At 64.6% G+C, this 13,918-nt stretch carries 11 protein-coding genes; 7 read left to right on the top strand and 4 right to left on the bottom strand.

Features of this window, described 5'->3' with window-relative positions:
* Positions 1-437 precede the first annotated feature (437 nt).
* Both GXB81_RS28485 and GXB81_RS28475 read left to right on the top strand, forming a co-directional pair.
* On the top strand, positions 438-914 hold the full coding sequence (locus GXB81_RS28485) for a nuclear transport factor 2 family protein (protein WP_205990944.1): 477 nt from the start codon (positions 438-440) through the stop codon (positions 912-914).
* A 186-nt stretch (positions 915-1,100) separates the two neighbouring features.
* The gene (locus GXB81_RS28475) at positions 1,101-2,135 is read left to right on the top strand and encodes a 2OG-Fe(II) oxygenase (protein ID WP_241016557.1); all 1,035 of its coding nucleotides are present in this window, start codon (positions 1,101-1,103) and stop codon (positions 2,133-2,135) included.
* A 45-nt stretch (positions 2,136-2,180) separates the two neighbouring features.
* Here GXB81_RS28475 and GXB81_RS28470 read toward each other — a convergent pair whose 3' ends face one another.
* Both GXB81_RS28470 and GXB81_RS28465 read right to left on the bottom strand, forming a co-directional pair.
* Positions 2,181-3,650 (bottom strand): MFS transporter, encoded by a 1,470-nt coding sequence (locus GXB81_RS28470; protein ID WP_205990943.1) that lies wholly within the window; start codon positions 3,648-3,650, stop codon positions 2,181-2,183.
* Positions 3,651-4,497: 847 nt separating this feature from the next.
* Positions 4,498-5,379, bottom strand: coding sequence for an oxaloacetate decarboxylase (locus tag GXB81_RS28465; RefSeq protein WP_205990942.1), 882 nt, complete (start codon positions 5,377-5,379; stop codon positions 4,498-4,500).
* A gap of 222 nt (positions 5,380-5,601) precedes the next feature.
* Between GXB81_RS28465 and prpR the strand changes: the two genes are divergently transcribed.
* The 5 genes from prpR (at position 5,602) to GXB81_RS28440 (ending at position 12,701) form a co-directional block, all read left to right on the top strand.
* A complete protein-coding gene (gene prpR, locus GXB81_RS28460; RefSeq protein WP_205990941.1) occupies positions 5,602-7,659 on the top strand; it encodes a propionate catabolism operon regulatory protein PrpR in 2,058 nt (685 codons plus the stop codon).
* Positions 7,660-7,819: 160 nt separating this feature from the next.
* Positions 7,820-8,383: an alkyl hydroperoxide reductase subunit C gene (ahpC, locus tag GXB81_RS28455; protein WP_167041731.1), complete on the top strand. Its 564-nt coding sequence runs from the start codon at positions 7,820-7,822 to the stop codon at positions 8,381-8,383.
* 171 nt (positions 8,384-8,554) lie between these two features.
* Positions 8,555-10,141 carry an alkyl hydroperoxide reductase subunit F gene (gene ahpF / locus GXB81_RS28450; RefSeq protein ID WP_205990940.1) on the top strand — a complete coding sequence of 529 codons (1,587 nt, stop codon included), beginning with the start codon at positions 8,555-8,557 and terminating at the stop codon, positions 10,139-10,141.
* 428 nt (positions 10,142-10,569) lie between these two features.
* Positions 10,570-11,361, top strand: coding sequence for a peptide-methionine (S)-S-oxide reductase MsrA (gene msrA, locus GXB81_RS28445; protein WP_205990939.1), 792 nt, complete (start codon positions 10,570-10,572; stop codon positions 11,359-11,361).
* A 440-nt stretch (positions 11,362-11,801) separates the two neighbouring features.
* Entirely contained in the window at positions 11,802-12,701 is a 900-nt protein-coding gene (locus GXB81_RS28440) for a MipA/OmpV family protein (RefSeq protein ID WP_167281770.1), read from the top strand.
* A 32-nt stretch (positions 12,702-12,733) separates the two neighbouring features.
* Here GXB81_RS28440 and GXB81_RS28435 read toward each other — a convergent pair whose 3' ends face one another.
* Both GXB81_RS28435 and GXB81_RS28430 read right to left on the bottom strand, forming a co-directional pair.
* The gene (locus GXB81_RS28435; RefSeq protein WP_205990938.1) at positions 12,734-13,171 is read right to left on the bottom strand and encodes a hypothetical protein; all 438 of its coding nucleotides are present in this window, start codon (positions 13,169-13,171) and stop codon (positions 12,734-12,736) included.
* Between the two features lie 322 nt (positions 13,172-13,493).
* The coding region (locus tag GXB81_RS28430; RefSeq protein ID WP_241016555.1) for a LysR substrate-binding domain-containing protein at positions 13,494-13,918 on the bottom strand (425 nt) is incomplete at its 5' end.

Below are 13,918 nucleotides of genomic sequence, written 5' to 3'. Positions count from 1 at the left end.
GCCGGCCTTGCAGGCCATGCTGACGGCGGCCGCGCGCGCGAGCTTCGCGGGCGGTTTTGCGGCGGCGCTGGGCGTGGCGGCGTTCGTCGCGGCGTCGGTGGCTGCGGGGATATGGGTGCTGGCGGGCAGGGCCGAAGTCGCGAGGGGACGAGGGGCCGTGTCGCGGGGGTAGCGGCGCTTGTAGCTGGTTTTTGCCAGGTTTTGTCTGGGTTTTGCCGGGTTGGTACGTGGTTGATGGCGGGCTTGTACCGGGTTCGTGCGCGCCCGGACTCCCTCAGCAGCAGGCGCTGCGCCGCCGCAAAACATTCGCCAAAACCCCCGTTCACGCCATTTTCCGATATCGTGTGCGCCATGCCCGCCACCCACCCCGAGCGGGCGGTTTTTCCGGAGTGCGATACCGCGCGCTCCCGCAATACGCAACACACGACATCGAAACAATGAGCCATCCCAACACCGAGCTGATCGAACGCTTCTACACCGCCTTCCAGCAACGCGACGCCGAAACCATGGCCGCCTGCTATGCCGACGACGCCGTCTTCAGCGATCCCGCCTTCGGCGAGCTGCGCGGCGAGCAAGTGCGCGACATGTGGCGCATGCTCGTCAAACACGCGCAGGATTTCTCGCTGACCTTCGGCGAGATCGAGGCCGACGACGCGAGCGGCCGCGCGCAATGGGTCGCGAGCTATCAGTTCACCCAGACGGGGCGGCCCGTGGTCAACCGGATCGAGGCGCGCTTCGCGTTCCGCGACGGGCTCATCGTCGAGCATCGCGACCGCTTCGACCTGTGGCTGTGGATGCGTCAGGCGATGGGCGTGCGCGGCGCGCTGTTCGGCTGGTCGCCGCTCGTGCAGCGCATGCTCAGGGCGCAGGCGCGCCGCGGGCTCACGCTGTATCGTGGGCATCTGCATCGTTGAAACGGCGTAGCGATGTCGCTTCAATGCCGTTGCAGTGCCAACCGGGACTCGCCCGGAAGGCGCCGGAAAGCCGCTGAAAACCGCTCTTGAGACCTGGCCATCCGGCGAACTTTTTTGGCATGGCACGCTTGCTATGATCGTCCACTCGAGCCCGCGCTTTGGCGGGTGGGACGAACAGGGAACGCTATGCCGGTCGTGGATGCCGCATGGGAAGAATGGCTGGACACCAATGTCGCGCGCGGTTGCCTGCCGGATGCGCTGATCGACGTCATGGTGCAGGCCGGCTTTGCGGCCGAGGCCGCGCGCGTCGCCGTGCACAAGGCGGTTAGCGAGCGCAGGGCCGCCGTGCGTGCCGCCACCGAGGCGGCGGCCACCGATTCAGCGATCGGCGGCGCGATTGCGAGCGAGGCCGCCATCATCGACGCAGCCGTCGCCAAGGTCGCCGCTAACGTAACCGTTAATGCGGCCCTTAATGCAGCCGTTAATGCAACCGCGGGCAGGTCGGTCGCGAGCGAAGCGAGTGTCATCGAAACCACCGCCGCCAACGCCGCGCCGCACGGCTACCTCTACGACGCAGCGCCGGTCGCGCACGGCAACCTGATCCGCGCCGGCGATCGCGACGTGCGCGTGCTGATGCGCTGCGAGCGGCCGCAACTGATCGTGTTCGCCGACGTGCTATCGCCCGAGGAGTGCGACGCGTTGATCGAGCGCTCGCGGCATCGGCTGAAACGCTCGACCACGGTCAATCCCGTCACCGGTAGCGAGGACGTGATCCGCAATCGCACCAGCGAAGGCGTCTGGTATCAGCGCGGCGAGGACGCGTTGATCGAGACGCTCGACCGGCGCATCGCGAGCCTGATGAACTGGCCGCTCGAAAACGGCGAGGGCTTGCAGGTCCTGCATTACGGCACGAGCGGCGAATACCGTCCGCATTTCGACTACTTTTCGCCCGATCATCCGGGCAGCGCCGTGCATACCGCGCGCGGCGGCCAGCGCGTCGCGACGCTCGTGATCTATCTGAACGACGTCGCCGAGGGCGGCGAAACGATCTTTCCCGACGCGGGCATTTCGGTCGCGGCGCGCGCGGGCGGCGCCGTGTATTTCCGCTATATGAACGGCCGGCGCCAGCTCGATCCGCTGACCTTGCACGGCGGCGCGCCGGTGCTGGCCGGCGACAAATGGATCATGACGAAGTGGATGCGCGAGCGCGCTTATGTCTGACGTGGGCCGATCCATCCGCGCCATATCACGCGGATAAAACCGCGCTCAGCCCTTCGCGGCCCGGCTCTTCTCCGCCGGGTTTTTCTCCGTATTCTCCCCGCTGCCCGAACCGCCGCCGATGCTCTGGCCGGCATTGCGCGCGAGCCCTCTATAACCGAGCACCGACAGCAGCGTCAGTATGCCGGCGAACAGGAACGCGAGACGGAAGTCGTCGAGCGTGAAAACGTGGCCGGTCGTCTCGCCGTTCAGGTGAGCCGCGACGCGCAGCGACACCGCGCCGAACGCGATGCCGAGGCCGAGCGTCATCTGCGCGGCGGCGCTCCATAGCGTGCTCGCGGCGCTCATCTGCGGCTGCGCGATATCGGCGTAGGCCAGGGTGGCGAGTGTCGAGAACTGCATCGAGCGCGCGACGCCGTACACGAACACGACGATCAGCACGAGCGCGAGCGGCACGTTCGGCGTCAGCAGCCCGCACGCGATGATGAACACGCCCGCGATCGTCACGTCGACGATCGACACCATGCGAAAGCCGTAGCGTTTCAGGATGCGCGTGGTCAGCGCCTTCATGCCGAGGTTGCCGGTCGCGCTGGCGAGCAGCAGCAGACCCGAGTGGAACGCCGAGAGCCCGAAGCCGAGCTGGAACAGCAGCGGCATCAGATAAGGTACCGCGCCGATGCCGATGCGCGTGAACGACCCGGTGATGACCGTCACCGAGAACGTCGGCACCTTCAGCGTCGATACGTCGACGAGCGGATGCGGGTGGCGCTTCGCGTGCTGGAACGCGATCACGCCGACCAGCAGGCCGCCCGCCATGACCGCGCAGGCGAGCCACACGTTGGTGGCGGGCTGGCTCGCGAGCTCGGCGCCGTACAGGAGCGCGGTCAGCGAGATGCCGCTCAGCACGAGGCCGACCACGTCGAGCGGCTTGCGGGCGGTTTCGCGCAGGTTCGGCACGAGCATCAGCGCGACCGTGATCGCGGCGATGCCGAACGGCACGTTGAGCAGGAAGATCCAGCGCCACGACGCGTAAGTCGTGATGAAGCCGCCGATCGGCGGCCCGACCACGGGCGCCGCGATGGCCGGCCAGGTGATGGTCGCGATCGCCTGCATCATGCGGGCCTTTTCGGTACTGCGCACGACGATGAGCCGGCCGACCGGCACCATCATCGCGCCGCCGATGCCTTGCAGCAGCCGCGCGGCCGTGAACTCGGGGACGTTCTGCGACAGCCCGCACAGCACCGAGGCGACCGTAAACACGCCGATTGCGCTGACGAACACGGTGCGCGCGCCGCAGCGGTCGGCGACCCAGCCGCTCGCCGGGATGAAGATCGCGAGCGCGAGCATGTACGCGGTCATGCCGAGGCTCAGGCTGTTCGGGCCGACGCCGAACGAGCGCGCCATCTGCGGCAGCGCGGTGGCGATCACGGTGGTGTCGAGATACTCCATGAAGAAGGTGGCCGCGACGATATACGGCAGCCAGCCGACGTGCGCATTGCGGGTGCCGGCGCCGTTCATCGCGCGATCTCCGCTGCCGGGCGCATGAGCGCATGCGCGTGAGGACGGTTGGCGAGCAGGGACGTGGTGCGCGAGGAGTTTGACTTCATGGTGCTTGCGATTGCCTTTCGATTGCGTTTTGCCGGCGTTCGTGGGAGCGGATCGGCGAGAAATTCGAAACCGGCCGCGGAACGGTGGCTGAGTGGCGGTGGCCTGGCGAAGACGTCGGTCCGCCTTTGGGCTTGCCCGGTCGCCAGCCCTGAATCGTAACGCAATAAATGGCGCCATATTGTTGCGGTGTGCAGGGGGTTGGGGTGCGGGGGCGTAGTGGATGGTTTTGTGTTAGCGGTTTTTGTCGGGGGCCTGGTTTTTGAAGCGGTTTATGTGTTTTGCGCGATCCGCACGCGGGTTTAAGAGCTGTCTGACTGTATTAGGGGAGAAATCTGGCTAACGTTGATCCGCCTGGATCACGCGGGACGGGGTCGATCTCGCGGGACGCATCGCACGTTCCGTAACCGACGATGGGCAAGCACTTCGAGAACCTATCCGTACAAAAAGGAGAGCCTATGATGCACGTCATTAGATTATTTGGGCTGCTTTGCCTGGTAGCACAGACGGCATATGCGTCTACATCGATTTACGGATCGGCATTCGACTATAAGAAGGCTCAACCCGCGAGCGCATACTTCAGCGGAAAGAGCAGGGCAGAGATCGCATCGTATTGCAAGAAGGAATATCTCGGGACGATGGATGCATTCGACCATCAAATAGGCCTGTACCTGCGCCATCCTGGCGTGATCGGATAACGGCAGGCCTGGTCACGAGAATACGTAGCCGGCCTGCGCTTCCATGAGTGGCCGCCGTCTCCTTACTCCTTCGCCGCATACTCCTTATCGAGCCGGTCATACAACGGCTTATTAACCAGCCGCTGACGCTCGCTGAACGGCGCAACGATCGTCGCGTCTTCGTCGAGGCGGCCGTTGCTCCGGAGCGTGCCGAGCGCGCGCTGCATGCCGACCAGCGCGCCTTGCAGCGCCGCGTTCGCGTACAGCACGATGCCGTAGCCGAGCTTCGCGAGCGTTTCGCGCGACTGCACCGGCGTCTTGCCGCCGATCACGATGTTGATGAGTTGCGGCGTCTCGAACAGCGACGGCAGACGTTCGATGTCGGCGAGCGACTCGGTTGCCTCGATAAAGAGAATGTCGGCGCCCGCCTCGATGAAGCGATGGCCACGCTCGATCGCGTTCTCGATGCCATGCACCGCGGCCGCGTCGGTACGCGCCATGATCTGCAGGTTGGCGTCCTCGCGCGCATCGACGGCCGCGCGGAGCTTGCCGACCATCTCGCTCGTGGCGACCACTTCCTTGCCCGAGAAGTGGCCGCATTTCTTCGGCATCACCTGGTCCTCGAACTGGATCACGTCGGCGCCGCTGCGCTCGAGCACGCGCACGGTCTGCCGCACGTTCAACGCGTTGCCGAAGCCGGTGTCGGCGTCGACGAGCAGCGGCAGCGCAACCGCGTCGCGAATGCGTGCCGTGTGCTCGGCGACTTCGGCAAGGCCGATAAAGCCGAGGTCGGGCAGGCCCAGCGACATATTGGTGACGCCCGCGCCGGTGACGTAGATCGCTTCGAAACCGGCGTCCTCGATCACGCGTGCGCTCATCGCGTTGAACGCGCCAGGCACGAGCAGGCCCTGGCGTTGATTGACCTTGGCGCGGAACGCGGCGCGGCGGGTGGCGGCTGTCGTCATGGTGCTATGTCTCCGGAAGAAAAGCGTGGGTGGAACGTACGCAGCATTGTGCAGGAAGCATGCCATTGACTGGTGTTTCGGGGGCAAACGGGCGGATCAAGGGTTGGCGTGACATAAGCCGGTAAAAGGTGTTCATGGGGTGTTCATGGCAGAATAAGTAAAACGTTCCAGAAACGTTTCTTGAAACGTTTCATCGACACTGCTTCAACCAGGAGCCCCACGGTGTCCACCTTCAGCCCGTTTCTCGCCAACCCGATCCCACCCCTCAATTCGAACGCCGATTCCGGCCGTCCCGGCGTCGCGCTCGTCAGCATCAGCCGGCTGCAATCGCTGTGCGAGGCGGTCGAGCCGCGCTACGCCGGACGCGCGAAATTCTTCACGGTGCGCGAGGGCTACGGTGCGGCCGTCGCGGCGCTGCAAGCCTACGTGGATGCGGGCGCGGTCGACGTCGTGTTGTCCGCCGGCTCGAACGGCGCGTATCTGCGCGAGAACCTCAGCGTGCCGGTCGTGATGGTCAAGGTGAACGGCTTCGACGTGCTGAGCGCGATCACGCGCGCCACGGCCACGTGGCCCGGCGCGCGCATCGGGCTCGTGCTGCACGCGGCGATCGCGCACGAACTCGCCGATCTGAGCCCGCTGCTCAATGCCGATTTGCGGCAGCGCGCCTATCGGTCGCTCGACGAGGTCCGGCTCGTGGTCGAACAGCTGGCCGCCGAGGGCTGCGGCGTCGTCATCGGGGCCGGCATGGCCTGCGATCTGGCGCAGCAGGCCGGCATGGAGAGCGTTTTCCTGTACTCGCTCGCGGCGGTCGAGGAAGCCTTCGAGCAGTCGGTCGAACTGGCGCGCGTGAGCCGGCAGAAGGAAGCGAAGCGCGTGCGGCTAAACACGATCGTCGCGCATCTGCGCGACGGCGTCGCCGCGTTCGATGAGGCCGGTCAGCTCGAAGCCGTCAACCCGGCCATGCTCGAACTGCTCGGGCTCAGGCTCGACACGGCGAAAGAAGCGCCTCTCGCAGGCGCCGGGAAACCGATTCCGCAGGACGCCGGCGACCTGTCATCGCAGGTCACACGCACGCTCGCGCCGCTGCTGCGCGAAATCCTCGGCCACGACCGGCCGGTCGACGAGCGCATCGAGCAGATAGGCGGGCGCGCGCTGATCGTCAATTGCGTGCCGATCGTCGAGCAGGGCACGCGCGCCGGTTTCGTCGTGACCGCGCAGGACGCGCTCGTCGCGCAGCGGATCGACCGCTCGCTGCGCACGAACCAGCGGCCGAAGCAACTGGTCGCGCGGCATCGGCTCGACGATCTGATCGGCGCGTCGGCGGCGCTCGAACGCGTGCGCCGGCTCGCGCTGGCCGGCGCCGCGCACGACGCGACCGTGCTGCTGAGCGGCGAAAGCGGCACCGGCAAGGAGTTGGTCGCGCAGGGCATCCACAACGCGAGCCCGCGGCGCGGCAATCCGTTCGTCGCGTTCAACTGCGCGGCGCTGCCCGAGGGGCTGATCGAAAGCGAACTGTTCGGCCACGAGGAAGGCGCGTTCACGGGCGCGCGGCGCGGCGGCAAGCCGGGGCTCTTCGAAATCGCGCATACCGGCACGATTTTTCTCGATGAAATCGGCGAAATGCCGGCCGCGCTGCAAAGCCGGCTGCTGCGCGTGCTGCAGGAGCGCGAGGTGATGAAGCTCGGTGCGAGCCGCGCCACGCCGGTCGACGTGCGCGTGATCGCGGCGACGCACCGCGACCTGCATGCGCTCGTCGAGCAGGGTGCGTTTCGCGCGGATCTGTATTTTCGATTAAACCTGCTTCAGATAAAATTGCCACCATTGCGTGAACGGCGCGCCGACATTGCCTTGCTGGCGCGGCATCTGCTGGGCCGCAACGCGCTGCAGTACGGCTTGCCGGCGGCGTCGCTCGAACGGGTGCTGGCGTTTCTGGCGCCGCTTTTTGCGAATTACGCGTGGCCGGGCAACGTCCGCGAGCTCGAAAACCTGCTCGTGCGCGCCGCGATCTATATCGGTTCGATGGCTGGCAACAGCGCGCCGGACGACGCCTCGGCGGACTGGCAGGCGGTGTTTCCCGAATTCGGGCGGCTTGGGCCGGCAACGGCGTCCGAAGCGCAGCAGACAAGCGCTGGCGTCGCCGCGGACGCCACGGCCCCGCGCGCGATGCCGACCCGCGAGGAAGTGCTGCTCGCGCTTGAACGCTCCGGCGGCAATCGCGCGGCCGCGAGCCGCGCACTGGGGATCGGCCGGACCACGCTGTGGCGGCTTCTGAAGGATTGAAGCGGCCTGGCCGCAGGCCCCCAAAGCGAGCCGATAGTCGGCACCGGTAAAATAAATAGTGTCAGACTATCAATATCATTTAAACAATCCGCTTTACCTATCGGGCTCGGTTTGGCATACTGACTCCACTTTCCACCCACTCAGAAAGAGGACTCAGCAAATGCCGATCATCAACAGTCAAGTCAAACCGTTCAAGGCACAGGCTTACCACAATGGCGATTTCACGACCGTCACTGAAGAAAGCCTGAAGGGCAAGTGGTCGGTTTTCGTGTTCTACCCGGCCGACTTCACGTTCGTCTGCCCGACCGAACTCGGTGACCTGGCCGATCGTTACGAAGATTTCAAGAAGCTCGGCGTGGAAATCTACAGCGTGTCGACCGATACGCACTTCACGCACAAGGCATGGCACGACACGTCGGACACGATCCAGAAGATCAAGTACCCGATGCTGGCCGACCCGACGCTCGCCATCTCGCGCAACTTCGACGTGCTGATCGAAGAAGAAGGCCTCGCACTGCGCGGCACGTTCGTGGTCAACCCGGAAGGCGAGATCAAGCTGTGCGAAGTCCACGACAACGGCATCGGCCGTGACGCCGGCGAGCTGCTGCGCAAGGTTCAGGCTGCCCAGTACATCGCGGCTCACCCGGGTGAAGTTTGCCCCGCCAAGTGGACGCCGGGCGCAGAAACGCTGACCCCGTCGCTCGATCTGATCGGCAAGATCTAAGGTCTGCGCAGCGCCTGCTGCGGCAGTAGTCGACATTTCCCGGTATTTTCCGGTGCATCACCGCGCGAAACGCCCGATACGGCGCTTCGTGCGTCCTCGGGCCGCACGTGTTCTATCCGACGCGTGCGGTGCCGGGAACCCCACACCCCACGTCACGGAAAACGCAAAGCCATGCTTGACGCCAATCTCAAGACTCAACTCAAAACGTACCTCGAAAAAGTTAGCAGGCCTATCGAGCTCGTCGCTTCGCTCGACGACAGCGCGAAGTCGCAGGAGCTGCTGGCCTTGCTGAACGATATCGCGACGTTGTCGGAGCGCGTCACGGTGATCGAGCGTCGCGGCGACAGCGAACGCAAGCCGTCGTTTTCGATCGGCGAAGCGGGCAAGGACACCGGCATCCGTTTCGCCGGCATTCCGATGGGGCATGAATTCACGTCGCTCGTCCTCGCCTTGCTGCAGGTCGGCGGCCATCCGGTCAAACTCGACGACGCGGTGATCGAACAGATCCGCAGTCTCGACGGCGACTATCAATTCGAAACGTATTTCTCGCTGTCGTGCCAGAACTGCCCGGAAGTCGTGCAGGCGCTGAACGTGATGGCGTTGATCAACCCGCGCATCCGTCACGTCGCGATCGACGGTGCGCTGTTCCAGAACGAAGTCGAAGCGCGCCAGGTCATGGCCGTGCCGACGATGTTCATGAACGGCGAAGTGTTCGGCCAGGGCCGCAGCGGCGTCAAGGAAATCCTCGCGAAGCTCGACACCAACGCCGGTGCACGTGCTGCCAAGGAGCTGGAAAAGAAGCCGGTATTCGACACGCTGATCGTCGGCGGCGGCCCGGCGGGCGCGGCGGCGGCCATCTACTCGGCGCGCAAGGGCATTGCGACTGGCGTCGTGGCCGAGCGCTTCGGCGGCCAGGTGCTCGACACGCTCGCGATCGAAAACTTCGTCTCGGTGACGGAAACCGAAGGACCGAAGTTCGCGACCGCGCTCGAACAGCACGTAAAGGCCTATGACGTCGACATCATGGACGTGCAGCGCGCCGAAGCGCTGATTCCGGGGCGCATCAACGAGGTGCGTCTCGCGAATGGCGCGGTGCTGAAGGCGAAGACGATCGTCCTCGCGACCGGCGCGCGCTGGCGCGAAATCAACGTGCCGGGCGAGCGCGAGTATCGCAATCACGGCGTGGCGTACTGCCCGCACTGCGATGGCCCGCTGTTCAAGGGCAAGCGCGTCGCGGTGATCGGCGGCGGCAACTCGGGCGTCGAGGCGGCGATCGACCTCGCCGGTCTCGTGCGCGAAGTGACGCTGCTCGAATTCGGCGCGACGCTGCGAGCCGACGAAGTGCTGCAACGCAAGCTGCGCAGCCTGCCGAACGTGACGGTCGTCACGCAGGCGCAGACCACGGAGATCACCGGCGACGGCAAGAAGGTCAACGGTCTGGCCTACAAGGACCTGGCTTCGGGCGACGTGAAGACAATCGAACTCGAAGGCGTGTTCGTGCAGATCGGCCTCGTGCCGAACACCGAATGGCTCAAGGGCACGGTGGAGCTGTCGAAGCATGGCGAGATCGTCGTCGATGCGCGCGGTGCGACTTCGGTGCCGGGCGTGTTCGCCGCCGGCGACGTGACCACGGTGCCGTTCAAGCAGATCGTGATCGCGGTCGGCGAGGGGGCGAAGGCGTCGTTGTCCGCGTTCGATCACCTGATCCGCAGCAGCGCGGACGAAGAGAGCGAAGCGCAGGTCGAAGCAACGGTTTGATCGTATCGCTCGATGCTGTAGTAGTGGTGAACGGAACGGCGGCCTGAGGGCTGCCGTTTTTATTTGCGCGGGCCGTCGCGGCGAAGCTGCACAAGCCGAAAAGCAGCCGTTGAAGGGCGGTTTTTCTCTGCGAAATTCCCGCTGCAAGTCGTGCTGCCGCGAGAAAAGACGCGCATGCTGTCATAAAACGGTGTGACCGCCGACTAAGCTTCGGGTCACGCGCGAGGAGAAGCATCCATGCACCGGGATGCAGCATCGCACCGCGTGAACGATATGGTTTTTTCCGGAGCGATTACCATGAATGACATCACGATTTTGCGGCAACAAACGGACATTGTTCAGATCGACGGCGGTCTCGCATCGCGATTCGCGAGCGTATCGACTGGGGTGTATCGACCGAGTGTGCGGGTTGAATGAGGAGACGCAAAATGAATCTCGGCAAGCGTAGTTTTCGTACCTCGTTTCGCGGCTTATTGCGTGCTTTTTCGTCGATCTCGTCGTGTATTCCGGCTCGCTCACGTACCGCAGCAGTCTTCGCGCTGCTCGGCGCCGGCCTGTTTGCGCTGGTGTTCACGCAGCGCATCGCGTTCTCGGCGGAGACCGCGGTCGCGATCGCGCCACCCACGCTCGATGAACCGCTTGCCGCCGGCATGCCGCGCGAGGAAACCGCGGTGTTCGCGGGCGGCTGCTTCTGGGGCGTGCAGGGCGTGTTCCAGCACGTACGCGGCGTGACGAAGGCGGTGTCAGGCTATTCGGGCGGCGCGCGCGATACCGCACAGTACGAGACCGTCAGCGGTGGCGAAACGGGCCACGCCGAATCGGTGCAGGTCACGTTCGATCCGGGCAAGGTCACGTACGGCCAACTTTTACAGGTCTATTTCTCGGTGATTCAGGACCCGACCCAACTGAACCGTCAGGGGCCCGATAGCGGTACGCAATACCGCTCGGCGGTGTTCCCGCTCAACGACGCGCAGCGGCGGGTGGCGCAGAGCTATATCGCGCAGCTCGACAGATCGCATGTGTTTCCTGCGCCGATCGTCACGAAGGCGGAGCCGTACAAGGGCTTCTATCCGGCCGAGTCGTACCATCAGAACTACCTGACGTTGCATCCCGATTCGGCTTATATCGCGATCAACGACATGCCGAAAATCGTCAATCTGAAACGGCTATTCCCCAATCTGTATCGCGACAAGCCGGTGCTGGTCGAAGCGCAGCAGTAGTGGCGCCGTGACGCCTTCTTCCTTGCCTTCGTCGTCTTCCGGGCGACGAAGGCGGTCGTTGTTCGTGCTCTTTTGCGGCGCATGGCGCGACCGCTTCACTCCGATCTTCGCATCGATCCCTCGCACGCCGTTCCCGCAGCAGCGCCCGTATCACCCGATCATCGAATCACCACGAACGTGGCGCATATTTTGCGTAAGTGCTTTCCAGCGGCCATTTTCCGCAACCCGGCCGTTGATGCGAAAGCCGCGCACGGCGTGATCGTCGCGCGTCGCCGATGCAGTAGCGCGGCGCAAGCGCATGCCGTACAGCCCGCATCTCCTACTGGAAAAATTACATTGCCGTCAGTAGCCGCGCGGCAGTCGCCCGAGTTTCAGGTCCGCTCATGGACCTCGGGCAAGGACCCAAGCTCCTCGCGACAAGGCGAGATCGGAGGCCCCTGGTGTTGAACAGCCGTAGAAAGAAGCGGGGCGGCAGGCTCCGCCACAAACAAACCGGCAGCGCGGCGAGTTCGCTCGTCGAGGCGACCCTTGGCGCAATGGTCTTTCTGCCCGGCGTCGCCTTCGCGCAGACGCCGTCGCCGCTCGGGGAGTGGCAGTACTCGGCCGGCATTGCACTGCAGAAGATGTATCAGCCGGACATCCCCGACTGGCAGGTGCGCCTCGGCGCGGCGACGTCGTTCCAGCCGCGCTTCGAAGGTTCGGACCGCTATCACGTCGTGGCCGGGCCGAGCCTCGACGTGCGCTACAAGGACCTGTTCTTTCTGTCGAGCGGCGAGGGCTTCGGCGCGAACTTCGCGCAGGGCGAGAACTGGCGCATGAGTCTCGCCGCCGTCTACGACCTTGGGCGGCGCGCGCGCGACGATCCGCAGGAACTCGACGGACTCGGCAACATCAACGCGGCGCCGGGTCTGAAGCTGGCCGGCGAATACGTCGTGTCGAAGACGTTTCCGCTCGTCGTGCGCGCCGACATTCGCCGCTACTTCGGCGGCTCGAATGGGTGGACCGGCGATCTCGGCGCCTATCTGCCGATGCCCGGCAGCACGAAGCAGTTCTTCTGGTTCGCCGGTCCGAACGTGACGCTTGCCGACTCGAAATACATGAACAGCTGGTTCGGCGTCAATCAGGAGCAGGCCGCGCACTCGCAGTATTCGCCGTACCACGCGAGCGCGGGCTTCAAGTCGGTGGGCTTCGGCATCAGCGCGGTCTGGCTGTTCAACAGGCACTGGTTCGCCACCGCGGATGGCGCATTCGAGCAACTGGTCGGCAGCGCGGGCAACAGTCCGATCACGCACAGCCGGGCGACCGGGGTTGCCGATGTGTCGATCAACTATCGGTTCTGAGGCGACCGGGGCCGGCGAATACGGCGACGCGATCAATCGCGTTGCCGTAGCCATGCCGATTCACACAGGACGGCGACTTCAGCGCCGCATGAGGGATCCAGTGCGAATAGCGCTGTTTTTCCTGCCTGTACGGATTGAGTGATCTGCTCCGCTTGCTCCTGAGACACGAGCACGGGTTTGGAGTCGGCCCAGCTGCGAATCCATCCGACGATGGTTCTCACCTCGTTGACGGAAAACGAATGTATCGGCGACAGCAATACGCGCGAGGCAACATTTTGCTCCGCGAAATCCAGCATCCGCATGGCAAGCACCTGCCTGAAAAGCAGGACCTCTATTTCACCATTGACACGCTTGAAGCCGAGCTCCAACTCGCGTTCATCGCGACGGTGCTCGATCCGCAAGAGTTCGGCATCGTGGAAGTTCGGGAAACTCTGGATTTCCCGCACATTTGTGTAATTTGATTTTTCCATTTCGTTTCCGTCTATCAGGGGAGCAGTGAAAACGGCAGACCGGGCCGTGCCCGAGCTGCCCACCAGGCGGATCGATTGTCCCGTTGTGGGTGTGAGGGGCGCCCTGACCGCGATAGACGGTCAAGGACATAGACAGGCCGACGATTGATTTGAAGTCGCTGCCCGGATCGGCAGAGATCAGATAATCGTCGTGCGGCAGGCTGTCCGTACATGGGCGAAGGCCCAAAATAGAAAACCTGGTTGAATTGCATTCGCAGCAGCGTATCGACGGAGCGAGCGCGTCGAGGCAGTCAGCGCCTTCAGCGTAACCTGCCATCCAGCCTCACTCCCGCTTTCCCCGCGCCTCGCTCTGCATCTCCCGATCCCAGCGCCTTAACCATGGCATGACGAAATCCGCGAAACCATCGGCGGACGGCGACAGCGCGCGTTCGGTCGGGCGATACACGCAGACCTCGCGAATCGTTTCGGGATCGACGATGCGCCTCATCACGAGCCCGAACGTGCGCGCGAGCGGCGCGACGTAGGCCGGCGCCAGCGTGACCGCGAGCCCCTGCGAGGCGAGACCGAACGCGGTCGTGACGTTGTCGACGACGTCGACCGGGATAATGCGCGCCTCGGCCGGCAGATTCGCGCGCATCTGGTCGACCGCGCGTTCGTGATCGCGCCCGGTCGCGACGATCGGCACGTCGCGCAGATGCCGCCACTGCACGCGCCGGCGCGCCGCGAGCGCGTGCGTAGCCGCGCACC

The organism is Paraburkholderia sp. Ac-20336 (genome assembly GCF_017105025.1).
Taxonomy (GTDB): Bacteria; Pseudomonadota; Gammaproteobacteria; order Burkholderiales; family Burkholderiaceae; genus Paraburkholderia.
The sequence above is the reverse complement of the archived record's forward strand: the minus strand, read 5'-3'. Positions and strand labels throughout refer to the sequence as shown.